Origin of the sequence: Streptomyces sp. MNU89 (assembly GCF_020982505.1) — a bacterium.
GTDB classification, from domain to species: Bacteria; Actinomycetota; Actinomycetes; order Streptomycetales; family Streptomycetaceae; genus Streptomyces; species Streptomyces xinghaiensis.
In genome coordinates, this window is record NZ_JAJKLL010000001.1 from 2928936 (window position 1) to 2953956 (window position 25021).

General features: G+C 75.4%; 14 protein-coding genes and 1 pseudogene. 10 read left to right on the plus strand and 5 right to left on the minus strand.

Annotated elements, in window-relative coordinates; all coding sequences use genetic code 11:
- The first annotated feature begins 2 nt into the window (after nt 1-2).
- From E4N63_RS12490 to E4N63_RS12515, 6 genes are all read left to right on the plus strand, one after another.
- Nucleotides 3-416 (plus strand): hypothetical protein, encoded by a 414-nt coding sequence (locus E4N63_RS12490; RefSeq protein ID WP_230240681.1) that lies wholly within the window; start codon nt 3-5, stop codon nt 414-416.
- A complete protein-coding gene (locus tag E4N63_RS12495) occupies nt 413-802 on the plus strand; it encodes a GPW/gp25 family protein (protein ID WP_125622496.1) in 390 nt (129 codons plus the stop codon). The genes E4N63_RS12490 and E4N63_RS12495 overlap by 4 nt, the downstream gene beginning before the upstream one ends.
- Nucleotides 799-4341, plus strand: coding sequence for a baseplate J/gp47 family protein (locus tag E4N63_RS12500; protein ID WP_230240683.1), 3543 nt, complete (start codon nt 799-801; stop codon nt 4339-4341). The genes E4N63_RS12495 and E4N63_RS12500 overlap by 4 nt, the downstream gene beginning before the upstream one ends.
- A 2-nt stretch (nt 4342-4343) precedes the next feature.
- Nucleotides 4344-8414, plus strand: coding sequence for a putative baseplate assembly protein (locus tag E4N63_RS12505; RefSeq protein ID WP_374112869.1), 4071 nt, complete (start codon nt 4344-4346; stop codon nt 8412-8414).
- Complete coding sequence (locus E4N63_RS12510) at nt 8411-10747, plus strand: hypothetical protein (protein WP_230240686.1); 2337 nt, start codon at nt 8411-8413, stop codon at nt 10745-10747. Before E4N63_RS12505 ends, E4N63_RS12510 begins: the two co-directional genes overlap by 4 nt.
- A 119-nt stretch (nt 10748-10866) precedes the next feature.
- The gene (locus E4N63_RS12515; protein ID WP_230240688.1) at nt 10867-12558 is read left to right on the plus strand and encodes a DUF6519 domain-containing protein; all 1692 of its coding nucleotides are present in this window, start codon (nt 10867-10869) and stop codon (nt 12556-12558) included.
- Between the two features lie 171 nt (nt 12559-12729).
- Here E4N63_RS12515 and E4N63_RS12520 read toward each other — a convergent pair whose 3' ends face one another.
- Nucleotides 12730-13794, minus strand: a complete 1065-nt coding sequence (locus E4N63_RS12520; protein WP_230240689.1) for an AAA family ATPase — start codon at nt 13792-13794, stop codon at nt 12730-12732.
- A 136-nt stretch (nt 13795-13930) separates the two neighbouring features.
- Complete coding sequence (locus E4N63_RS12525; RefSeq protein ID WP_230240690.1) at nt 13931-14377, minus strand: MmpS family transport accessory protein; 447 nt, start codon at nt 14375-14377, stop codon at nt 13931-13933.
- Nucleotides 14378-14493: 116 nt separating this feature from the next.
- Between E4N63_RS12525 and E4N63_RS12530 the strand changes: the two are divergent.
- A pseudogene (locus E4N63_RS12530) lies at nt 14494-15929 on the plus strand (SWIM zinc finger family protein).
- A 224-nt stretch (nt 15930-16153) separates the two neighbouring features.
- Here the strand turns inward: E4N63_RS12530 and E4N63_RS12535 are convergent.
- The gene (locus E4N63_RS12535) at nt 16154-16294 is read right to left on the minus strand and encodes a hypothetical protein (protein ID WP_230240692.1); all 141 of its coding nucleotides are present in this window, start codon (nt 16292-16294) and stop codon (nt 16154-16156) included.
- A gap of 56 nt (nt 16295-16350) precedes the next feature.
- Between E4N63_RS12535 and E4N63_RS12540 the strand changes: the two genes are divergently transcribed.
- Nucleotides 16351-18213 carry a DUF5691 domain-containing protein gene (locus E4N63_RS12540; protein WP_228429304.1) on the plus strand — a complete coding sequence of 621 codons (1863 nt, stop codon included), beginning with the start codon at nt 16351-16353 and terminating at the stop codon, nt 18211-18213.
- Nucleotides 18214-18373: 160 nt separating this feature from the next.
- Here E4N63_RS12540 and E4N63_RS12545 read toward each other — a convergent pair whose 3' ends face one another.
- Nucleotides 18374-18784, minus strand: coding sequence for a cobalamin B12-binding domain-containing protein (locus E4N63_RS12545; RefSeq protein WP_030542657.1), 411 nt, complete (start codon nt 18782-18784; stop codon nt 18374-18376).
- Between the two features lie 450 nt (nt 18785-19234).
- Here E4N63_RS12545 and E4N63_RS12550 point away from each other — a divergent pair, with 450 nt between their 5' ends.
- A complete protein-coding gene (locus E4N63_RS12550) occupies nt 19235-20197 on the plus strand; it encodes a triacylglycerol lipase (RefSeq protein WP_230242456.1) in 963 nt (320 codons plus the stop codon).
- Nucleotides 20198-20392: 195 nt separating this feature from the next.
- A complete protein-coding gene (locus E4N63_RS12555) occupies nt 20393-22183 on the plus strand; it encodes a peptidoglycan DD-metalloendopeptidase family protein (RefSeq protein WP_230242458.1) in 1791 nt (596 codons plus the stop codon).
- 134 nt (nt 22184-22317) lie between these two features.
- Here the strand turns inward: E4N63_RS12555 and pcrA are convergent, their stop codons facing one another.
- Nucleotides 22318-24861 (minus strand): DNA helicase PcrA, encoded by a 2544-nt coding sequence (gene pcrA / locus E4N63_RS12560; RefSeq protein WP_125622482.1) that lies wholly within the window; start codon nt 24859-24861, stop codon nt 22318-22320.
- Nucleotides 24862-25021: the final 160 nt, after the last annotated feature.

The window sequence follows — 25021 nt, forward strand, 5'->3', positions numbered from 1 at the left end:
TCGTGTCCAGGAGTTACGGGAGCGGGGGCCTCGGGCATCCCGGGAGCCCCGTCCACACGGGGGCGGAGCTGCGCTGCCCGCACGGCGGCCGGGTCGCGGCCGCCTCCGCCGCCGGGGCCGGCGCGCACGCCCGGTCCGCGGTGCGGATGGACGGACTGCCACTGATGACCGCCGCCGACGTCCACACGGTCAGCGGCTGCGGGCACACCGACGGCAGCCGGCCCTCGCCGTGCACCAGCGTCCGCTGGAGCGCGGACGGCGGCCGGGACGGCGTGACCGTCGATGGCGTGCCCGTGCTGCTGGACACGGCGGCCTCGCGGGCGCAGTGCCTCAGCAACGCCCTGCTGCCGCAGGGGGCGCCGCTCGTGGCCGGCTCGGGACCCGGAACCGCACAGCAGGGAGTGGTGTGCCGATGAGGGCAAGGACGACCGCACGGGAGGACATCGCGTTCCCGTTCCGGATCGACGGCCGGGGGCGCACGGCCCGGGCCGCGTCGTACGAGGACCATGTGCGCGATCTGATCGAGCAGTTGCTGTTCACCAGCCCGGGTGAGCGCGTGATGCGCCCCGACTTCGGCTGCGGATTGCTCGACCTGGTGTTCACCCCCAACAGCCCCGAACTGGCGTCCGCGCTGGAGTTGTCCGTGCAGGCGGCGCTGCAGCGCTGGCTGGGGGATCTGATCGAGGTGGAGGACGTGGACGTGGAGAGCGAGGAGAGCGTGGTCCGCGTCCATCTGCGGTACGTGGTGCGCGCCACCGCGGACCGCCGCGACGAGGTGTTCGAGGGGAGGGGCGCCGCATGAGCGGGCCGGACAGGGAATCGACGGCCGGGGCCGCCGGCACCGCACTGGTGTGCCGGGGCGACGGCAGGCGCGGCACGGTGCGCCGGGCGGAACTGAACGGGGTCGACGCGGTCGAGGTGGGCGACGACGGCCGCACGCTGACCGTCACCTTCCTCGGCAAGGCCCCGCACGGCCTGGGCCCGGAGAGCATCCGCGTCGACGGCGGCCGGCGCGTCACCGGCATCGAGGCGCTGGAGGTGGAGGTCGAACGGGAGGACGACCCGGAGCTGGACGACCGGCTGTACGTCACCGTCGACAAGGCCGGTGACACCTCCCGATACCGGCTGGCCGTCGTCGAGACCGATCCGTACGGGCGTCCGGGCACCGAGCCGTACCGCGGCTTCGACCAGCGCTACCACGCGGCGGACTTCTTCTTCCGGCCGGACTGCCCCACACCGTTCGACTGTGCGGACGAGCAGCCGGATTGCCCGCCCACCTTCAAGCCCGCCCCGGTCATCGACTACACGGCGCGGGACTACGACACCCTGCGCCAGGTGGTCCTGGACCGGCTGGCGCTGACGTCACCCGGCTGGGTGGAGCGGCATGCGCCGGACCTCGGTGTCACGCTGGTCGAACTGCTGGCGCACACCGCCGATCTGATCAGCTACCAGCAGGACGCGGTCGCCACCGAGGCCTATCTGGACACGGCCCGCCGGCGGGTGTCGGTACGCCGCCACGTCCGGCTGGTCGACTATCCGATGCACGACGGCTGCAACGCCCGCGCCCTTGTGGCCGTGGAGGTGGCGCGGCCGCTGACGCTGCCGCCCGGCCGTTTCCGCTTCGCCTCCGTCGACCTCCGCGACGCGGGTCCGCGCGACCGGCACGGCGCCCGGCCCGGCACCGTCCTCGGGGACGAGGAGCTGACGGCGCTGGACGAGCGGGGGCGGGTCGAGGTCTTCGAGCCGGTGGAGCGGAAGCCGCTGCGGCTGCGGCCCGAGCACAACACCATCCGGTTCTGGACCTGGGGCGGTGAACAGTGCTCGCTGCCCCGGGGCGCCACCTCCGCCACCCTGCGCGACGCGTGGGCGCACCGGGAGCACGGGGACGACGGGCGCGGAGACGGGGACGGAGACGGCGGACACGGGGACGCCCCGCGGGGACGCGGTGACCGGCACGGGCACGGGGACCACGGCGGAGACGGACACGGGCACGGCCACCCCGGGCATGAGCGCCCCCGGCGCCGTCGGCTGGACCTGTCCCCCGGCGACCTGCTGGTGTTCGAGGAGGTGCGCGGCCCGCGCTCCGGCACCCACGGCGACGCCGACCCCGCGCACCGGCAGGCGGTGCGCCTCACCTCCGTCACCCCGGCCGTCGACCGGCTGTGCGGACAGCCGGTCCTGGAGATCACCTGGGCCCGCGAGGACGCCCTGCGCTTCCCGCTCTGCCTCTCCACCACCGGCGGCACGCGCTGCGAGCCGGTCCCGGATGTGAGCGTGGCGCGCGGCAACATCGTCCTGGCCGACCACGGCCGGTCGACGGCCTTCTGCGACGGCGAACCGGAACGCGTCACCGTGCCGCCGGTGCCGGCCGTGCCGGCCGGGTGCGAGCCGCCCGCCTTCGGCTGCCCGGACCGCGCGGGCGGCAACGGACCCGCGCGGCTCGTCGCCGCGCTGCTCGATCTTACCGACAGCGGACGGCTGCTGACGCCGGCGCACGTCCGGAAGGTGTTCACCGCGTTCGGCGAGGACGCCACCGCGCGGGCCGGGCTGGGGATCGGCGGCGAGGGGCGGCGCGAGGAGGTCGTGCCGGACACCGCCCGCGCCCAGGCGGCCGCCCTGCGCACGCTCGTCGCGCAGTCGGTTTATCCGGGCATCGTGCCGCGCTTCCGGCCGGTCCTCGACCGCTTCCCCGTCGTCCAGGCCGTGCCGTTCCCCGAGCCGCGCCTCGTCGCCGCCGGGCAGGCGGAGCGGCTGGCGGCCGTTCCGGAGCAGGTGCGGCAGCGGCTGGTGGAGCTGTGGCGCAGCGCCCGCGACCGCGACGGGCTCTCCGAGCGGGAGACGGCCGAACTGACCGTGCTGTTCGGGCTGGGTGTGCTGGAGCGGCTGGAGCTGCGCGTCCACCCGCGGCGTGCGCTGCGCGAACTGCTGGTCCGCAGCGACCGGTTGCTGGCCCGCAAGAAGCGCCGACTGGAGGTGCTGACCGCCCGTGCCCGCGCGGGCACGGTGCTGGACCGGCGCACCGCCTGGGAGATCGCGCACTGCTGGGGCCCGCCGTACGCGGCCGGGCTCGACCCGGACGACCCGGTGCTGGCGGGCCCGGCCGCCGCGTCGCTCCGCCAGGACCCGCGGGCGGCGCTCCCGGCGGTACGGGTGCTGGAGCGGAGCCAGGACGGCACCCGGGTGTGGGAGCCCCGGCGGGACCTGCTGGAGAGCGGGTCCCGGGACCGGCACGTCACCGGCGAGCCGGAGGACGACGGCCGTCTCGCGCTGCGCTTCGGAGACGGCGTCCACGGCGCCGCCCCGGAGCCCGGCAGCACGCTGGAGCTGCGGTACCGGCTGGGCGGCGGCACGGCGGGCAACGTCGGCGCGGAGGCCGTCAACCGGCTGGTGCTGTGCGGGTGCCCGGACGACGACGGCTCGGAGGAGCCCGGCCCGTACAGCGGCTGGGATCCGTACACGGATACGGATACGGACCGGTCGGCGGGACCGGAGGAGTACGGCGGGTACGGGGAAGCGGAGCCCGGCCGGGACGCGGACCCGGAGTCCGGGGACGCCGAGGAGACCGGCGAGCCCGGGACCGGCGCGTGGCGCGGCCTTCCGGTGCTCCGGGTGCGCAACCCGCTCCCCGCGACCGGCGGCACGGAGCCCGAACCCGTCGAACAGGTGCGCAGGCTGGCGCCGCTGGCCCTCAAGCGCACCCGGCTGCGGGCCGTGACCGCCGGGGACTACGCAGAGCTGGCGTCCGCCGTCCCCGGGGTACAGCGCGCGGCGGCGGAGATGCGCTGGACCGGCAGCGCCCAGGAGGTGCATGTCGCCGTGGACGCCCTCTCCACCGGGGAGCCGTCCCCGGAGCTGCTGGACGCGGTGGCGCAGCATCTGGAGAGGTACCGCCGGATCGGTCACGACGTGGTCGTCGTCCCGGCGCGGACGGTGCCGCTCGACATCGCGCTGACCGTCTGCGCGGCGCCGGGGCAGCAGCACGGCCCGGTCCTGGCCGAGCTGCACCGGGTGCTCGGCTCCCGTGCCCTGCCCGACGGCCGGCTCGGTTTCTTCCACCCCGACGCCCTGGGCTTCGGGGACCCGGTGCGGCTGAGCCGGCTGATGGCGGTGGCGGCCGCGGTGCCGGGCGTGCGGAGCGTGCACGTCACCAGGGCGCGGCGGCTCTTCGGCGGCGGCATCGACGCCGGCAACGACAACGCAGGCGATCTCGGCGGCTTCCGCGACCCGGCCCTGGACGAGGGCGTGCTGCGGCTCGGACCGCTGGAGATCGCACAGTGCGACAACGACCCGGACCGGCCCGAGAACGGCCGGCTGGAGCTGGAGTTCGGGGGCGGACAGTGACCATCGAACCGACCGACACGACCACCACGGGCCGCGGCGGCCGCGGCTGCGCCGACGACTGCGGCTGCGGCGGCCACGACGAGCGCCGCCCGGCGGCCTCCCCGCACAACCCGCCGGGCCGCTCGGCCCTCGACTACCGGGTCGGCGAGTACGGCTCCTTCCTGGCCGCCATGCTCGACCGGCTCGCCTCACCCGCCTATCCGGCGCTGCGCCGGCTGACCGTGCGGACCCCGGACGATCCGGCAATCGCCCTGCTGGACGCCTGGGCCGTCCTCGGCGACCTGCTGACGTTCCATTCCGAACGGATCGCCGACGAGGGCTATCTGCGCACCGCCCGCGAGCAGCGCTCCCTGGCGCTACTGGGCCGGCTCGTGGGCCACCGCCCACGGCCCGGGATCGCCGCGGACACGCATCTCGCATACACGGTGGACCGCGATCCCCGCTCGGGGGAGGACATCCCCGTGCTGATCCCGCGCGGGGCGCGCAGCCACAGTGTGCCCGCCGTGTCGCGGGAGGAGCCGCACACCTTCGAGACGGACGAGGAGCTGACCGCCCGCCGGTCCTCGAACGAGCTGACGGTGCGGCGGCGCCGCCCGGCCCTGCTGACCCCGGACGACCTGGCCCAGCGGTCCGAGCTGTACGTCGCCGGGACGGACACCGGTCTGCACGTCGGCGACCGGCTGCTGTTCCTCTTCGGCGGGGGCGAGGCGCCCGGCGCCGGGCAGCGGCTGCTGCTGCCGGCGGCGCGGCTGCGCGTCGACCGCGAGGACGGCGTGACGGCGGTCGCCCTGCCGCGGTCGGCGCCGCCCAGCCTGTTCGAGCTGCTGACCGAACTCCGGCAGTGGATCACGGAACCGGAGGGCCCGGGGGACCCGGAGGAGGGGGAGGAGCCGGCGGAGCCGAGCCCGGAGCACCCGAATCCGCGTCCGGTCAGCCGTCTGGTCGACGACTTCGACGCGCAGGTGCTGGCTCCGCTCCGGGCCGACCTGGACGGCGTCACCACGCCCGAGGAGTTCGCACACCGGCTGGAGGAACCCCTGGACCGGCTGGCGGAGGCGGAGATCATCGCCCGGCCGTACGAACATGTCGCCGCCTGGTTCGAACGGCTGGCGGCCGTGGTGGCCGAACTGCGGGAACGGGCGATCGAATTGGGCCCGAGCCGCACGGCCGCCGAGGACGCCGCCTTCGACGGACGCGTCCTGGAGACGGAGACACAGGCGGAGACACCGGCAGAGACGCAGGCCGGGACGGAGACCGGCAGCGGCAGCGGCGGCACCGGGCACCCGGCGGTCCCGTCCACCGCGCCCGCCGGCGCACAGAGCCCAGGGAGCCCACGGAGCACGCAGAGCCCGCAGACGGCACCGGGCCCGCAGAGCCCGGCCGCCCTCCGTACGCTCGGCGCGCTGCTCCCCGCTCTCCGCTCCTCCCGCTCCGTTCGCCCGCCGGCCGCGGCCCGCACCGCGGCGCGCGACCCGCGGCGCCTCTTCGGCCCGGAGTCGGGCCTCGCCACCCGGCTGCTGACCGCCCTGGACCCGCACCTGGACGGCGGCGAGCTGCACGCGGCCTGGCGCCGCGCCACCCCGGCCGCCACCGCCACCGGGACGGCGGCCGCCGTTCCCGTGCCCGGTCCCGCCGTCCTGCGCGATCTGCTGGCGATGCGGGTGACGGCCGCGCCGTTCGGGGCTACGGCCCCGCTCAAGCCCGTACAGGACGAGCGCGGCCGGATCATCCGGCAGTCCGACTGGCCGCTGACCGGCTCGGCGCTGACCACCATGCGGGTCGTGTTCGACACGGCCGGCAAAGTGCCCGTGAAGGCCGAGTTCGTCCACGCCCAGCTGGACGCCTCCTGGCAGCGCAGCGAGAACCTCCCGAACGAGCTGACGTTCGACCTCGGCCCCGGCACGGTCGTTCTCTCCGCCCAGAGCCCCCAGGAGCAGGAGAGCGGCCGCACCGGCCGGCGGGCGGCGGCCGCGGAGCCCGCGGAGCCCGCGGAGCCGGGCGTGACCGCGCAGTTGCTGGCGGATCTGCCGGAGCGGACGCTGTTCGTCTCCCGGCCGGCCGAGGACGGCACCATCCATGTGTCCATCGCGGACGGCGGCAGCCACGACTGGCGGCTGGCGCCCGGTGAGCGCCGACAGGAGACCGTCGGCGGCTACGAGGTCTACGTCCGCCGTTCGACAGCCAGCGAGCAGCACAGCGTCGAGATCGGCATCGCCACCGTCCCCTCGGCGCCCAACCGCCACGTCCTGCCGCTCGACACCGTGCACGACTCCCTCACGGTCGGCAGCTGGGTCGCCGTCGAACGCCCCCGCAAGGGCACCCCGGACGAGATCCCCGGCGACCCTGCACTCCGCCGCGTCATCACCCGGGTCACCGCCGTACGCACCGTCGCGTACACCAACTACGGGATCACCGGGCGCGGCACCGAGCTCACCCTCGCCGACCCGTGGCTGGACGACCAGGACGTGCTGCTCTCGCACATCCGGGACACCACGGTGCACGCGGGCGGCGAGCCGCTGCGGATGGCCGACGAGCCGCTGGGCGAGGACGTGCACGGCAACGAGCTCGAACTCGACGATCTGCACGAAGGACTGGCCCCGGGCCGCCATATCGTCGTCACCGGCGAGCGCAGCGACATCCCCGGTGTCGCCGGGCTGCGCGCCACCGAGCTCGCCGTGATCGCCGGCGTCGAACAGCGGCTCGACCCGGAGCTGCCCGGCGACCACGTCCACACGGTGCTGACGCTCACCGCCGATCTGGCCCACCGCTACGACCGCGACACCGTCCGCGTGCTGGGCAACGTCGTGCCCGCCTCGCACGGCGAGAGCCGTGACGAGCCCGTCGGCAGCGGTGACACCACCCGCCCCAACCAGACGTTCACGCTCTGGCGCGCCCCGCTCGCCTGGCTCCCCTCGGACAACGCGCTGGGTGCCGTACCGGCGCTGGAGGTGCGCGTGGACGGGCTGCTGTGGCACCGGGTGGACAGCCTCGCGGGGCGCGGCCCCCGCGAACGGGTCTACGTGCTGGGCGCCGGCGCGGACGGCCGTCCGACGGTGACCTTCGGTGACGGCGTGAACGGCGCGCGGCTGCCCACCGGGCACGACAACGTCCGCGCCCGCTACCGCCACGGCACGGAGGGGCCGGGCGGCACGGAGGTCCCGGCCAACCTCCCGGCGGGCCGCGTCACCCAGGCCGTCACCCGCCCCCTGGGCGTCACCGGCGTCACCAACCCGCTGCCCGCGACCGGCGGCGCGGCGGGCGACGGCCCGGGCCTCACCCGCCGCACCATCCCCCTCGCGGTCTCCGCGCTGGACCGGCTGGTGTCCGTCCCCGACTACGCGGACTTCGCCCGCTCCCGGGCCGGCGTCGGCCGGGCCGCGGCCCGCGAACTCTTCGACGGGCGGCGCCGGGTGGTCCATGTGACCGTCGCCGGGGTGGACGACGTCCCCCTCGGCCCGGACTCGGACACCCTGCGGGCCCTGCGCTCCGCGCTGGCCGAGCACGGTGACGCGCGACTGCCGGTCCGCGTCGACGTGCGGGAACTGGTGGTGCTGCTGCTCGCGGCGAGGGTGAGGGTGGCGGCGGACCACTCCTTCGAGACGGTCGAGCCCCGGCTGCGGCAGGCGCTGCTGCGCCGGCTCGGCTACCCCGGCCGCGAGCTGGGGCAGCCCGCGCTGCTCTCCGAGGTGCTGGCCACGGCCCACACCGTGCCCGGTGTCGAGTACCTGGACGTGGACGTCTTCACCGGGGTCCCCGTCACCGGCGGCCCGGACGGGCTGGTACCGCCCGCGGACCTCGACGGGCCGCGGTCCGTGGTGCCCGCCCGGCGGGCCGAGTTCGACGAGACGACGTACCGGGTGACGGCCGAGGGCGGCGAGACCCTCACCGAGGTCGCCGCCCGCCACGGCATCACCCTGACCGAACTGCTGCGCCTCAACCCGGACATCGACAGCGTCCGGCGGCTGCCGAGGGGCCGCTCGGTGCTCGTCTTCCGCGGCGTGCGCCCCGCCCAGCTGGCGCTGCTGTCACCCGAGGTCCCGGACACGCTGATTCTTACGGAGGTCACCCGATGAGCAGGGAACCGGACGGGCTCGCGGATCTCCTTCCGCAGTGGCACCGGCTGCGGGACGCCGAACAGGGCGAGGGGCCGGGCGGTGAGCCACTGCGCGCGCTGCTCGCGGTGATCGCCGAACAGGTCGATCTGGTGCGCAGCGGCGTCGAACAGCAATACGACGACTGGTTCGTGGAGACGGCCGCCGAGTGGGTACTGCCCTACCTCGGTGATCTGGTGGGCCACCGCCCGCTGCCCGGCTACGAACACCTGCTCGCCACGGGACCGGAGGACGGCGGCCGGCCGGACCTCTCCCGGCGGCGGCTGGCCGCGGCGCTCTCACCGCGCCGGGAGGTGGCCGCCACGGTCGCCAACCGGCGCCGCAAGGGCACCCTGCCGCTGCTCGAGGAGCTGGCGGAGTCGGTCGCCGGCTGGCCCGCCCGCGCCGTGGAGTTCTCCCGGCTGCTCTCCCACCACCAGCCGGTCCGGCTGTACGGCCCGGAGACGGCGGCCGTGCGCGCCCGGCGCTCCGGGCGCGGCCGGCTCGCCGATCTGCGGGACTCGGCGGAACTGGACCTGGCGGGCGGCCCGTTCGGCGCGGTGGCGCGCTCCGCGGACGTACGGCGTGCGGGCTCCGCGCGCCGCCCCGCCGGCCTCACGCCGGCCGGGGTCGGCCTGTTCGTGTGGCGGCTGCGGCCGTACCCGGTGACGGACGCGCCCGCGTACTGCGTCGACCGGGCCCGGAACCTCTACACCTTCTCGATCCTCGGCAACGACACCCGGCTGGTGACCAAGCCGGAGCCCGAGCCGTCCGCCGCGCACCTCGCGACCGTCGACAACGTCCCGGCGTACATCCGGCGCCGGCAGTTCGCGGACCGGCTCGCGGACTACTACGGGCCCGGCAAGTCCCTGGAGATCCACCGGGACGGCCGTGAGGAGCCGGTGCCGCTGTCGGACATCGTCGTGGCCGATCTGACGGACTGGCGCTACCGGCCGCAGCGCGGTCAGGTGGCCGTGGACCCGGAGCTCGGCAGGATCGCGTTCGCCTCCCGCTCCGCGCCCCGGCGGGGGGTGTGGGTGAGCTACCACCACGCCTTCGGTGACGACCTGGGCGGCGGCGAGTACGACCGGGACCGGGACACCCCGGCGACGGCGAAGGTCTACCGGGTCGGTCCCGGCCGCAGCTTCCTGCGGATCATGGACGCGTACGAGCGGTGGCGGCAGGACCGGCGCGAGGGGCGGGTGGGCCCCGAGGGCGTCATCGAGATCACCCACAGCGGCGCCTACCAGGAACAGCTGGACTTCGACCTGGAGCCGGGCGACCGGCTGGAGGTCCGCGCGGCGGAGGGCGCCCGTCCGGCGATCCGGCTCCTGGACTGGTACAGCAACCGGCCGGACGCCCTCAATATCCGCGCGCACGGCTGCGACTGCCGGGACGGCGGACCGGGCGCGACGGCGGAGGCGGAAGGAGCGGAGGGAACGGCCGGGGGAACGGCGGAAGGAACGACGGCAGGGACGACGGCAGGGACGGAGCCGGCGGACCGTACCGGCGAACCCGGCCACCGCCCCGGCCCCCACGGCTGCCCGCACGGCGAGCCCGCCCGGATCGTCCTCGACGGACTGCTGATCGCCGGCCGCGGCATCAACGTCACCGGACCGGTCGGCACGGTCGTGCTCCGCCACTGCACCCTGGTGCCCGGCTGGTCCCTGGAGCCGGACTGCGAGCCGGCCTCCCCCGAGGAGCCCAGTGTCGTCCTCGAACGCACCACCGCCTGCCTGCAGATCGAGCGGAGCGTCCTCGGCACCATCGAGGTCATCGGGGACGAGGTGAGCACCGACCCGCCGGCCATCCACCTGCGGGACAGCGTCCTGGACGCCACCGGCCACACCCTGCCCGCACTCTCCGCCCCGGACTGCCGGCACGCCCACGCCGTGCTGCACGTGCACCGCAGCACGGTGATCGGCGAGATCCACACCCATGCCGTCCGGATCGCGGAGAACAGCGTCTTCACCGGGCGGATGCACGTGGCCCGGCGCGGCATCGGCTGTCTGCGGTACAGCTACGTCCCGCCGGGTTCGCGCACTCCGCGGCGCCACCGCTGCCAGCCGGACCTGGTGGGCCCGGAGGAGGCGGGGCGGGTCCGGCCGCTGTTCGAGAGCGAGCGGTACGGCACCCCGGCGTACGCGCGGCTCGCCGCGGTCTGCGCCGAGGAGATCCGCCGGGGCGCCGACGACGGGTCCGAGATGGGCGTCTTCCACGACCTGTACGAGCCGCAGCGGATGGACAGCCTCCGGGCCCGGCTGGCCGAGTACGCGCCCGCGGGCACCGACGCCGGGGTCATCCCCGTCACCTGACCGCCGATCACCGACCGAGCCACACGAGCCGCCAGCGCCACGAGAGCCACCAGCGCCGGTGCGGGCCGCGGGGAACCGCGCCCCGCCCGGCCGCCGAACCTTCCGAGGGGGACCCCTTCATGTACGCAGACATCTCCCGCTCCACCTTCCGCCCGGACCGCCACTATTCGGCCGTGATCGCCCAGCAGGGACGGGTCCAGCTCGACGCCGACGCCAACGAACAGGCGGCCATCCAGCTGCGGTTGGCCCGCACCACCGCCCACGACCTGATCGGCCCGGACGGCGGCCCGGCCGGCGCCGCCGGTTTCGCCGTCGGCCCGCTGACCGGCAGCCGCGACCTGGACGATCTGACGATCGGCGGCGGTCGCTACTACGTCGACGGCATCCTCTGCGACGCCGACCGCCCCGGGCCGGGCGACGCCGTCGGGGACGACCCGGACGGGGACGGCGCGGACGGCGGCGGGGCGGCGGAGCCTGAACCGCCCGCCACCTGGACGTACTGGGACCAGCCGGACGGCTTCCGGGACCCGGAGCGCCCGGAGGACCGGCTGCCCGGCCGCTACCCGTACCTCATGTATCTGAAGGTGTGGGAGCGCTCGGTGACCGCGGCCGAGGACCCGGAGCTGCGCGAGGTCGCCCTCGGCTCGGCCATGCCGGACACCGCGGCCCGCGCCAAGGTCGTCTGGCAGGTGCTGCCGCTGGAGGGCTCGGCGCTGGGCCTGGGCGAGGACCCGGACAAGCCGGCCGTCCGGGAGGCCTTCCGCACCTGGGCGGAGACCGAGCGGTCCGGCCGCCCCCGGCTGGCGGCCCGGAGCGAGCGGCCGGCCCGGGCGGACGAGGACCCCTGCCTGACCGCGCCGGACGCCCGTTACCGGGGACCGGAGAACCAGCTCTACCGGGTGGAGGTCCACGAGGGCGGCGCGGCGGGCGAGGCGACGTTCAAGTGGTCCCGGGAGAACGGCTCCGTGGTCTTCCCCGTCGACGGACTCGACGGCACCTGGGTGGAACTGGCCTCCCTGGGCAGCGACGACAAGCTGGACCTGAACGTGGGCGACTGGGTCGAGTTCGCCGACACCGCGTACACCAGCCGCGGCGAACCGCTGCCGCTGCTGCGGGTGGAGGAGCTGGACCTGCCGGGGCGGCGGGTGCGGCTGTCCGGTGAGCCGGACCCCCGCGTGGGGCGGCGGCCGGAGCTCCGCCCGTTCCTGCGCCGCTGGGACCAGAAGGAGAGCTCCGCGCGGGGCCGGAAGAGCGCGGCGGGACGCTTCCGCGGCGGCGCGGCCCGCGTCGAGGAGGGCCGCTGGCTGCCGCTGGAGGACGGCGTCGAGGTGTACTTCGAGGCCGGCGGCGGCCGGTACCGGTCCGGCGACCACTGGATCGTCCCGGCCCGTACGGCCACGGGCTCGGTGGAGTGGCCGGTGAACGCGGCGCGCAAGCCGCTGCTGCGGCCGCCCGCCGGCATCACGGCGCACTACGCGCCGCTGGCCTGGGTGACGGGCGAGGGGACGATCGCGGATCTGCGGATGGTCTTCGGGCCGCTGGGCGTTCCGGTGCCGCCGGCGAGCGAGGCCGAACTGGCGGCCGAGGCCCGGGCTGAGGCGGAGGCGAAGGCCGCGGAGGACGCGGAGACGGAGGCCGCACGCGCCGAGGCCGGTGGTGGCGAGCAGTCCGCTTCCTCCGGCTCCTCCGGCTCCTCCGGGGGCTCCGGCTCGGGCACCAGGGCCACCGCGCGCAGGCGGCGCGCGTCGTCGGCGTCCGCGCCGGGCGAGGGAAGCGGCGAGGAGGGCGGCGAGGCGGCGGCGAAGAGCTGAGCGGCGGCGGGCTCCGTTCCCCCGGCGGAGCCCGCGCCAGGGGCCCGGGCCGGGACCGGGACGGCCGTGGCACCGGCGCCGGTGCCGGTCCGGTCCGGATCCCGGCCTCGCGATCCCGTGTTCCGGTCCGGCCGTTCGGCGTACCGGACGTGATCCATCCCATCGAACCACTCATGAGCCGAACCGCATGCGGAGGCGTACCGCCCGGTGAGGCGTGCCGCGCCGACGGAGGACCGCGAACGGGTCCGCGAACGGCGGGCGGTGAACCACACCCGCGCGGGGCCCGGGCCTCCGGGAGCCGGCGGACGAACGAGAGGAGTACCGGCGATGGCAACGCCTTTGAGCGCCTCCCGCCTGCTGAAGGCACTGCGCGACGAAGGACTGGAGGTCCGGGAGTACCGCAGTTGGCGCTCGCACAACCGCAATCACAAGGGCCCCTGGGGTCCGGTCAACGGGGTGATGATCCACCACACCGTGACCTCCGGGACCGACGCCACGGTACGGCTCTGCTACGAGGGGCACTGCCTCGGCGGTCGCCGGGAGCGGCAGCACCACCGTGTTGAAGCGGCGGCGCAGGGCGCTGGACAGCTCGTTGACGCCCCGGTCGCGGTCGTTGGCGGTGGCGATGAGGTTGAAGCCGCGGACGGCCTGCACCTCCTGGCCCAGCTCGGGAATGGGCAGGGTCTTCTCGGACAGCACCGTGATGAGCGTGTCCTGGACATCGGCGGGGATGCGGGTCAGCTCCTCGACCCGCGCGGTCATCCCCTCCGCCATCGCGCGCATCACGGGGCTGGGCACCAGCGCCTCCCGGCTCGGTCCGTGGGCCAGCAGCCGGGCGTAGTTCCAGCCGTAGCGGATGGCCTCCTCCGGGGTGCCGGCGGTGCCCTGCACCAGAAGGGTGGAGTCGCCGCTGACGGCGGCCGCCAGATGCTCGGAGACCCAGGTCTTGGCGGTGCCGGGCACGCCGAGCAGCAGCAGCGCCCGGTCGGTGGCGAGTGTGGTGACGGCGACCTCGACGATCCGGCGCGGGCCGACGTACTTCGGCGTGATGACGGTGCCGTCCGGCAGCGTGCCGCCGAGCAGATAGGTGGCGATGGCCCAGGGCGACAGCCGCCACCGCTCCGGCCGGGGCCGGTCGTCGGCGGCCGCGAGGGCGCGCAGCTCCCCGGCGAAGGCGTCCTCGGCGTGCGGCCTCAGCGCTTCGCCCGGGCCGGTCGTGGTGGCGTCCGTGGTCATGGCTCCCCCTCCGCGGAAACGGACGGCCCACCGCCGACGACCGCGGGCCGGTTGCTTCGTCGTCCACCCTGCACGAGGGCACTGACAACGGCGGGCGCCGCGGAGGCCGGTGCGCCGTCCGGCCCGGACGGGGCCGCTACCCGGCGATGGGTGAGAGGGCGACGCAGGAGGCCGGGGCCGTGGCGCCCTCGCTGGCCTGTTCCTCGATGACCTCGCCCTTATGGGTGATCGTGCAGGTCACCTCGGAGCCGCCGGGGCCGGGCACCGCCAGAACGGTCGGCGCGGCGACGCCCTTGAGCTCGACGGTCTTCCGCCACGGGGTCTCCGGCGTCTCCACGGCGTCGAGTTCGGGCTCGGTGGCCGTGCCCCGGCCCGCGTTGAACTCGATCGCCTCCACGCCGTCGCCGGAGACCTCGTAGGTGACCTCGTACTTCTCGTCGAAGGCCCGGTCGACGCCATCGGTGATCTCGTCCGCGGCCCGGTCCCCGGCGGCGGCCGGCGCGTCTCCGGAGCAGCCGGAGGCGGTGAGCGCGGACAGGACCGCGGCGAGGGCGGGAAGGACGGTGCGGACGGAACGCTTCACGGCGGGGATGCCTCCGGATCACGGGACGGGAGAAGGCAGATCAAACCGCAGATGCGGCCGCCCCGCCACACGGCGCCCGGAGGGGATTGTCAGTGCCCGCCCGTACGGTCGGAGACATGACTCAGCAGGGGGTGCGCTGGACGGTCGAGCAGGTGCTGGCGCTGGCACCTGACGCCGCGTCGCGGAAGGCCGGCGGCCGGCTCGGCACGGCCGGTCCGTGGTCGGGGACGGGCGTGGGAGAGGAGGCGCTGTGGGGGCTGTGCGAGGGCAGCGGGAGCGCTCCCCACCGCACGGTCGTGGCGCTGCGCGGCGCGGACCGTCCGGGTGCGGCGCCGGGCTGCCACTGCAGCTGCCCGAGCCGCAAGGTGCCCTGCAAGCACGCGCTGGGGTTGCTGCTGCTGTGGGCGTCCGACGGCGCCGGGCCGGCCGGTGCGGGCTCCGTGCCGGGCGGGGAGCCGCCGGACTGGGCCCGGCGCTGGCTGACGGAGCGGGAGCGGCGGGCGGAGCGCCGGGCGGCCGGTCCGGGCGCGGGCGAGGTGGGGCCGAAGGACGCCGCCGCGGCCCGGCGGCGGGCGGAGCAGCGGGCGGAGCGGATGGCCGCCGGCGCCTCGGAGCTGGAGCGCAGGCTGCTGGATCTGCTCCGGGGCGGGCTGGCGGGCGCGGACCGGGCGGGGTACGGGGCGTGGGAGGAGACCGCGGCCCGGATGGTCGACGCCCAGGCCCCCGGACTGGCGGCGAGGGTGCGGGAGTTGGCGGCCGCGGCGGGATCGGGTCCGGGCTGGCCGGGAAGACTGCTGGAGGAGTGCGCGCTGCTGCATCTGCTGAACCGGGCCCTGCTCGGTGTCTCCGCCCTGCCCGATGCCCCGGCCGCGACGGTGCGGGCGCGGGCCGGGGTTCCGGTGAAGGCGGCCGAGGTGCTGGCCGCCGAAGGGGCGGCCGTCCGCGACGACTGGCTGGTGCTGGCCCAACGGGACGGCTCGGACGGCTCGCTGACCACCCGCCGCACCTGGCTGCGCGGGGCGCGGACGGGGCGGACGGCGCTGCTGCTGAGCTTCGGCTCCCTGGGCCGCGCCCCGGAGATCGACCTCCCCATCGGCGGCTCGCTGGACGCGGAGCTCGCCCCTACCCCGGCTCCCCGCCCCTGCGGGTCGCACTCGGCGAACGGTTCTCCCCGCCCCGGGAGGGCGGCCGCCCGCCGGGTTCGGACACCGGCACGGCTCTCGCCGCCTACGGCCGCGCGCTCTGCGAGGACCCGTGGCTGGACGCCTGGCCGGCGGTCCTGGCCGAGGTGGTCCCCGTGCCGGGCGGCGATGCCCTCCGGGACACGGCCGGTGGTCCGGACGAACAGCCCTGCGCGGGCTGGCAGTTGGCCGATGCGGACGGCGGCGCCGCGCTCCCGGTGGACCCGCGGTCCGCGGAGCGGCCGGGTCTGTGGCGGCTGCTCGCGGTCTCCGGCGGCGGCCCGGTGACCGTCTTCGGCGAATGCGGCCACCGCGGCTTCCTGCCGTACACCGTCTGGTCGCCGGAGACCGGCGAGGCGATACCGCTGTGAGCCTTCCCTGAACCACCGGGGGCTCCGGAGCGTCTTTCCCCACCACCGGTGAGGAGGCGCGCCCCGACGGCCGGACGACCACGCGCCCGGCGACGCCCGACCGGCGGCCGGGGCCGGCCCCGCGCCGCGAAACCGCCCCGTCCGCCCGGGCCGGGGCCCGAGGCAAGAGGCAAGCGGCGCCCTCGGACCGCTCGCCACGCACCCGGCCGGAGGGACTGGCGCCCTCACCCGGAAGCAACCCGCACCGCCCGCACCTCCGACCACCACACCCACACCCACACCCGAACCCGGCTCCACAGGCCCGGCCACAGCGACCACAGCCACAGCCACAGGACGAACGGCCAGAACCACGGGAACAGCGGCACAGCGGGAGAAGACGGCCCGCGAGGGTCCGGATGATCCGCATACAGGGGGATTCATGATGACGGCCGACGATCACATGACGACCACCGGCAATGTCTCCGACAACCACGTCACCCAGGCCGCCGGCCACCACCCGGCCGACTGCCGCACGACATCGACGGACAACCACGCGACCGTCCACTGGGACGACCTGGTGGCCACCGCGCTGCTGGGCACGGAGCGGCGCACCCCGCCCGGCGCCGCGCCGGGCGCCGAACCGGCGGCCGCGCTGCTGGACGCGGCGGCGGTCGCCACGCTGCGGCGGCGGGCCGGACTGCGGCCCGCCGCGGCCCGGCCCCGGCCGGCGCCCGCCCCGCCGGACACCCGGCCGCCGCTGCCGGCGGCCGCGCGCCGCCGGCTGACCCTGCTGCTCGCCGACCGTCTGGGACCGGGGAGCGGCGGGGGCCGCCGGGGCACCGCACCGGATCTCACGGAACTGCTGCCGCAGTGGCTGTCCGCCGCCAACCGGCACGGCTACCGGGCGCCCGCCGCCCTGCTCCCCGCGCTGCTGGACGCGGCGCGGGCCCGGACCGATCTGCGGTCGGCGGCCCTCGCCCTGGCCGGCCCCCGGGCCCTGTGGCTGGCCCGGGCCAATCCGGACTGGAAGTTCGCCCTGCGCGGCTCGGTCCCCCCGGCCGTGCCGGAGCCGTCCGGGCCGGGCGCGCCATCCGCTCCGGCCGCCGCCGGCGTCCCCGTACCGGCGGCGGAGCCGCAGGGCGGAGCGGAGGCCCCGGCGGCGGTCCGCCGCCTCTGGGAGGAAGGGCTGTTCGCGGAGCGGGTCGCGCTGCTGGAGGCCCTGCGCCGCCGGGAGCCGGCCGCGGCGCTCGCCCTGCTCGACGCCACCTGGCGGACCGAACGGGCGGAGGACCGGCTGATGTTCCTCGATTCGCTGCGGACCGGCCTGTCCGGCGCCGACGAACCCTTTCTGGAACGGGCGCTGGCGGACCGCAGCCGCAATGTACGGGCGACGGCCGCCGAGTTGCTGTCCGCCCTTCCCGGTTCGGCGTTCGCCGCCCGGATGGCCGCGCGGGCAGCCGCCTGCGTCTTCCTGGACCCGGCCGCGCCCGTCCCCCTCCTCACCGTCGTGGCCCCGCACGCGTGCGACGCGGCGATGCAGCGCGACGGCGTCGTACCGAAGCCGCCGTCGGGCCGCGGCGAACGTGCCTGGTGGCTCGGGCAGTTGGTGGAGGCGGCCCCGCTGAGCTGCTGGACGGAGCGGCTCGGCGGGCGCTCGGCCGCGGAGATCACGGCGCTGCCGGTGGCCGACGGCTGGCAGCCCGAGCTGCACGCGGCCTGGTGCCGGGCGGCGGTGCGGCAGCGGGACGCGGAGTGGTCGCGGGCCCTGCTCGGCTCCCCGTCCGCGGTGTCGGCGGCGGCTCCCGGCACGGCCTCGCCCGGCGAGCGGACCCGGCTGCTGTCGGCCCTGCCTCCGGACGAACGAGCGGGCTGGGTGGCCGGGTTCATCGCGGCCCACGGCCTGTCGGACGCCTTCCAGCTGCTGGGGGTCTGCGCGGTGCCGTGGGCCGCCCCGCTCGGCCGGGCCGTGGTCGACGCGCTCGACATCGCGCGGGAGGCGGGCAGTTACCCCTGGAGTTTCAGCGGGGTGATGGGCCTGGCCGAACGGTGCCTGGACCCGGCCGAGGCCGACCGGCTGGAGCTGCTGACGGCCGCGACCGACGAGCCGGAGGGAGCCTCACCGGGCGCGGGGGGCTACTGGTCCGAGGCGTTCCAGCGTCTGGTCCGCACACTCCGGCTGCGCCGGACGATGCTCGACGAACTCGCCGGACGCGCCGAGCCCGCCGGAGACTCCCGCCGCCCCGGCCCCGCCGGGGGGACCGGCCCGGCGGTCCCTGGTCCTCGCGACGACGGCCGCCTCCCCTGACGTGACAGCCCGCGCGCTCACCGTTCCCATCCGGCCCGTACGGCCCGTACGGGCTCGGCTGTGCCGGCACGGCACACGAACGGGCGGCAGCGGGGCGGCGCGGGAGCGGGGCACCGTACGGGGAGCCCGGTCGGGACCGCCCAGCGGGGCAGGTCCGGGATCAGGCCGCGAGCTCGCGGAGGTTGGACCGCACCCAGGTGACGACATCACCGGTCGGCGTGCCCGGGGTGAAGATCTCCGCGACGCCCAGTTCCTTGAGCGGGGGGATGTCGCCCTCGGGGATGATGCCGCCGCCGAAGACCTTGATGTCCGCCGCGTCGCGCTCCTTCAGCAGCTCCAGGACCTTGGCGAAGAGGGTGTTGTGCGCGCCGGAGAGGATCGAGAGGCCGATGGCGTCCGCGTCCTCCTGGATCGCCGTGTCGACGATCTGTTCCGGTGTCTGGTGCAGACCGGTGTAGATGACCTCCATACCGGCGTCCCGCAGCGCCCGCGCGATGACCTTCGCCCCGCGATCGTGGCCGTCGAGCCCCGGCTTGGCCACCACCACGCGGATCGGACCCGACACACCCATCATCTGCCTCCTGTACGCATGCCGTCACCGGCCCTGTGGTGTTCCCCCGCCGCCGCCCGCGGCAGGGTGGTGAACGAACGTTATCCCCAGCATCGCGCGCCCGGCAGTTTCACGACCACCAGGGAGGGGGAAATCACACGTGGGACATATTCGCTTCGCGTGCCGTCCCGGCTGCTCGGGCCATGGGCCGGCCGCTTCCCCGCCGGAAGCCCGGCGGGCGGCCCGATCCGCCGGGCGGCCGCCGGGGCGGTCGGAGCGGGGCCGCCGCAGCGAGCCGCAGCCGTCATCGCAGGAGCGGGGAGCCGTGTGCCCGCTCCGCGACGCCGGGTGACCCCGTTCACCACGGCCACCCCTCAGAGCGCACGGGGCCGGAGACCGCGGCCACCGCCGTGTGCGATCCGGAGGTCTGCCGATGAAGGCGTTCACCCGCAGAGCGCTGGGGCCCTGCCCCTGCCTTCCCTCCCCGCGCCGGCGCTCCCGCCACTGCCCCGGCCGCCCTCCGGCGCCCTGATCCGGGCCTCCGTCCTGGAACTGCTGGTTCTCGCGGGTCACGCCCTGCTCTATCCGACGGGCCTCACCCAGGAACGGCGTACCGTCCCCGGGCCGCCGGGGGCGCCCCCGGCCGCGGAGCAGCTGTCCGGTGCCGGGAAGCCCCGGGGGTCCGCCGCTCCGGGCTCCCCGGGCTCCGCGGGCACCCGGGCCCTGCCGGCCGAGCTGGCCGGCCCCGCGCCCCGGACGCCGTCCCGGCTGCGGCTGCCCTCCCCGGCGAGCGGACCGGAGCGGCCGCCCGTGCTGCTGCTGCACGGCTTCATCGACAACCGCTCCGTCTTCGTCCTCCTCCGGCGCGCCCTCCGCCGGCATGGGCACCGCCAGGTGGAGGCGCTCAACTACTCACCGTTGACCTGCGACATCCGCTCGGCGGCAGCGGCGCTTGCGGAGCGAATCGAGGAGATCTGCGAGCGCACCGGCCGGGCCCGGATCGACGTGGTGGGCCACAGCCTCGGTGGGCTCATCGCCCGGTATTACGTCCAGCGGCTGGGCGGCCACGCACGGGTCCGGACCCTGGTCACGCTGGGCACCCCGCATTCCGGCACCACCGCCGCACCCTGGCTGAGCGCGCATCCGATCGTCCGGCAGATGCGCCCGGACTCCCCCGTCATCGAGGAATTGTCCGCTCCCGCGCCGGAATGCGCGACCCGCTTCGTCTGCTTCTGGAGCGATCTGGACCAGGTGGTGCTTCCGCCCGCGACCGCCCGCATCGAGCATCCGGATCTGGCCGTTGTGAATATCAGGGTCAGCGGGATCGGGCATCTCGCACTGCCCGTGCACGGCGCCGTCGCGGCGGAGATCCTGCGGGCGCTGGACGCGCCCGAGGCCAACACGGACACCGGAGAGGCCGGCTCGGTGGCCTGACGGCCGGGCGCGCAACCGATTATTTATCGAACACCATTCGAACGCAGAGCCAAACCGCGGCCGACAGTTCGCCGAAAGGTATCCAAATGCCCGCCGCCGGGCGGCCGGAAACCCGGGGAAGATTGTGGGCGTCGTGTACCGCCGGGTACAGTCGCCGCTAATTCTCCTGCTGTCGAGGCGAAAGAGAAGTTGGTGGTGAACGATCGTCACCCGTCTGGTACCCCCTTCCAGACGGCCCACGCTCCTGATGCCTCGTACGGGTATTACGACCCCTACGGCCAGCAGGGCACCCAGATCGGTTACGCCGGCTACAGCGACCACGCCCCGGGCGCGCCCGGCCATCACGACGCCTCCTCCTACGGGGACGGCGACCCGCTCTTCGGCGCGGCCCCGGCCGGCGAACAGCACCACTCCGCCGCCTGGGACACCGGCGCCCACGCCCAGCCGTACGGCCCGCACTCCTACGGCCCCGGTGAGACCGGCGCGCACCACAACTCCGGTTACGACACCGGCGGTTACGACACGAGCGGCTATGACACGGGCGCGCACTGGACACCCGAGGGCCACCAGGCCACCGGGCAGTGGGAGACGGGCGCCTGGGAGAGCGCGGGTGACCACGGCGCGAACGCCGCCACCGGCTCGTACCCGACGGCCGACCCGTACGCCGCCGAGACGCAGGGCTACGACCCCGCCGCCCCGTACGACACGGGCCAGTACGCCACCCTCGGCCACGACACCGGCTCCTACGAGACCGTCGCGGCCTACGGCACCGCCGCCGGCTTCGACGGCTCGGGCCAGTGGGACGCCACCGCGTGGCAGGCCGACGGTCCGGCGCCCGCCGACGGCGCCCACCACCCCGCGCCCGAGGCGGAGCACGAACGCACGGCCGTCTTCGAGCAGTTGCCCGAGACGGCCGCCCACGGCGAGCACGACCCCGGCCATGACGGTCACGACGTTCACGACGGTTATGCCCCTTACGGCGGTTACACCGACCCGAACGAAGCGGGCCACGCCCACACCACCGAGGACACCGACGGCGGCCTCTCCTCCGCCGGCTCCCACGGGGCCGATCCGTACACCACCGATCCGTACGGCCCCGAGGCATACGACGCCGAGCCGTACGACGGCGCCGTCGCCGACGGCCACCTCGAGCCGGGCCACCCGGACGCCGAGGAGATCGCCGTCCTCAGTACCGCCACCTCCGCCGCCTCCTGCGCCGCCGGCCCGCCACCGCGCCGCGGCGGCTCCGGGAACCGCAGCCGCCGCCGGGCCCCCGCCAAGCGGTCCGCGCTGCTCACCGTCGCCGTCCCCTCCGTCGCCGTGATGGGCGTGGCCGGGATCGCCGCCGCCTCCGTCGGCGGGACCTCCACGGACGACTCCAAGACCACCCAGGCCGCCGCCGACAAGGACGCGGTCAAGCCGGCCCTGGCCAACAACAAGCTGGACACCCAGCTCGCCACCCTCACCGCCGACGCCGGCGACTTCGCCGACCGCGCCAGCCGTACCCAGGAGCGCATCGACCTCCGGGAGCGCCAGGCCGAGGAGAAGCGGCGCAAGGAGGAGGAGGCGGCGCGCAAGGAGGCCCTGCGCCCCAAGTTCGCCCTTCCCGTGGCGCAGAAGGGTCTGAGCGCCTACTACGGCCAGGCGGGCGTCAACTGGATGTCCGTGCACAGCGGCATCGACTTCCCCGTCGCCTACGGCACGCCCGTGATGGCGGCCACCGACGGCACGGTCCGCACGCAGTACAACCTCGCCTACGGCAACATGGCCATCGTGACGGCCCCCGACGGCACCGAGACCTGGTACTGCCACCTGAGCAGCACCAAGATCCGGTCCGGCACGGTCAAGGCGGGCGACACCATCGCCTACGCGGGCAACTCCGGCAACTCCACCGGCCCGCACCTGCACTTCGAGGTGCGCCCGGGCGGCGGCTCGGCGATCGACCCGCTGGGCTGGTTCCAGAGCCACGGCCTCGACCCGCAGTAACCCGGTCTCCGGTGGCAGCAGCCGGACGGCGGTGAGTGAACAAGGCAGGACGACACGCGAGCGGGCCCCGGGACACCCGGGGCCCGCTCGCGTGAGGGCTCACCGGCCGCGGGCCCGGCCCGCCGGCCGCCGCGTCACAGCTTCTCGACCGGGGCGTAGCGCAGCAGCAGCACCTTCGGCTTGGCGTCACCGAAGTCGATGGTGGCCTTCGCGTCGTGTCCGCTGCCGGCCACCGACAGGACCGTGCCCAGCCCGAACTGGTCGTGCGTGACGCGGTCCCCGGCGGCCAGCGCGATCACCGGGCGGTCGGCCGTCCGGCGGGTGGCGAAGCCGCTCGGCCCCTTGGCCCGCGCCGACGACAGCGACGCGGCCACGCCCGCCCCGGCCGCCGACGCGGAGGGGACGGCCGGACCGGTGCGCCGCCATTCCACGTAGGTGTCGGGGATCTCCTCCAGGAAGCGGGAGGGCGGGTTGTACGAGGGCTGGCCCCAGGCGCTGCGCAGGACGGAGCGGGTGAGGTAGAGCCGCTCGCGGGCGCGGGTGATGCCCACGTACGCCAGGCGCCGCTCCTCCTCCAGTTCCTTGGTCTGGCCGAGGGCGCGCATGTGCGGGAAGACGCCGTCCTCCAGGCCGGTGAGGAAGACCACCGGGAATTCCAGGCCCTTGGCGGTGTGCAGGGTCATGAGCGTGATGACGCCCCCGCCGTCCTCCGCCTCGTCGGGGATCTGGTCGGAGTCGGCGACCAGGGCGACACTCTCCAGGAAGTCGGCGAGCGTGCCCGGGCTCTCTCCCCCGGCCGGGGTCTCCTCCCCGGCCTCCTCCCCGGTCCTGTCGCCGGCGGCCGCCTCCGCCCCGCGCTCCTGCTCGAACTCCAGCGCCACGGCGGCGAGTTCCTGGAGGTTCTCGATGCGGGTCTCGTCCTGCGGGTCGGTGGAGGCCTGGAGCTCGGCGAGATAGCCGGTGCGTTCGAGCACGGCCTGAAGGACGGTGGCCGGGCCGGCGCCGGATTCGGCGATCGTCCGCAGCTCCTCCATCAGCGTGTTGAACCGCTTGACGGCGTTGGCCGAGCGCGCGGCCATGCCGTACGCCTCGTCGACGCGGCGCAGCGCCCGCGCGAAGCTGATCTTCTCGCGGGAGGCGAGGGCGTCGATCATCGCCTCGGCGCGCTCGCCGATGCCGCGCTTGGGGACGTTGAGAATGCGCCGCAGCGGGACGGCGTCCTCCGGGTTGGCCAGCACCCGCAGATACGCCAGGACGTCCCGGACCTCCTTGCGCTCGTAGAAGCGCACGCCGCCGACGACCTTGTACGGCAGCCCGACCCGGATGAAGATCTCCTCGAACACCCGGGACTGGGCGTTGGTGCGGTAGAAGACCGCGACGTCACCCGCCTTGGCCTGGCCGGCGTCGGTCAGCCGGTCGATCTCGTCGGCGACGAACTGGGCCTCGTCGTGCTCGGTGTCGGCGACGTAGCCGGTGATCGCGGAGCCCGCGCCGGCGTCCGTCCAGAGGTTCTTGGGGCGGCGGTTCTCGTTGCGCTCGATGACGGCGTTGGCGGCGCTCAGGATGGTCTGGGTGGAGCGGTAGTTCTGCTCCAGCAGGATGGTGGTGGCGTCGGGGTAGTCCTCCTCGAACTGGAGGATGTTGCGGATCGTCGCACCGCGGAAGGCGTAGATCGACTGGTCCGCGTCGCCGACGACGCACAGTTCGGCCGGCTCCACGGCCGGCTCGCCCCGACCGCCCTCGTCCCCGCCCCGCTCCGCTCCGGCGGCCGTGCCGACGAGTTCGCGGATGAGCGTGTACTGCGCGTGGTTGGTGTCCTGGTACTCGTCGACGAGGACGTGCCGGAAGCGGCGCCGGTAGTGCTCGGCGACGTCCGGGAACGCCTGGAGGAGATGGACGGTGGTCATGATGATGTCGTCGAAGTCGAGGGCGTTGGCCTCGCGCAGCCGCTGCTGGTACATCGTGTACGCCTCGGCGAGCGTCTTGTCGAAGCTGCTCGGGGAGGACTCGGCGGCGGCCTGGGCGGCGAAGTCCTCCTCGTCGATCAGCTCGTTCTTGAGGTTGGAGACCTTGGCCGTGAGGGACTTCGGCGGGAAGCGCTTGGGGTCCAGGTCCAGATCGCGGCAGACCAGGGCCATCAGCCGCTTGGAGTCGGCGGCGTCGTAGATCGAGAAGCTGGAGGTGAAGCCCAGCTTCTTGCTCTCGCGGCGCAGGATGCGGACGCAGGCGCTGTGGAAGGTGGAGACCCACATGGCGTTCGCCCGCGGGCCGACCAGCTCCTCCACGCGCTCCTTCATCTCGCCCGCGGCCTTGTTGGTGAAGGTGATCGCGAGGATCGAGCCGGGGTGCGCGCCGCGGGCGGCGAGCAGATACGCGATGCGGTGCGTGAGGACCCGGGTCTTGCCGGAGCCGGCACCGGCGACGATGAGCAGGGGCGAACCGGTGTGCAGCACGGCGGCGCGCTGCTGGTCGTTGAGACCGTGCAGCAGCGCGGCGGGGTCGGTGACGGGCCTCGGGGCACCGTCGCGGTAGTACGCCTCCCGGGGTGCGCCGTCGAACGCGCCGCCGAAGAGATCGGCCGGGATCTCCTCGCCGGGGGCGTCGTGCTCGGGCGGCGGGGGCTCCTCGTCCGCGGGGCCGAGGTCTGCCAGGAAACTGTCGTCAAAGAGGCTGCTCATCGCCCACCGAGTCTAGGCGGCCCCGCCGACAGGCGGCACCGGGTTGCCCGCTTCCGCCGTCACGGGGCCGTACGGGCGCGCGGAGCCCGGGGTGCCGGCACGGCCGGCCCGTTCCCGGGACGCCCCGGGACGCGTCGCCCGGCCCCGGCCGCGGGAAGGG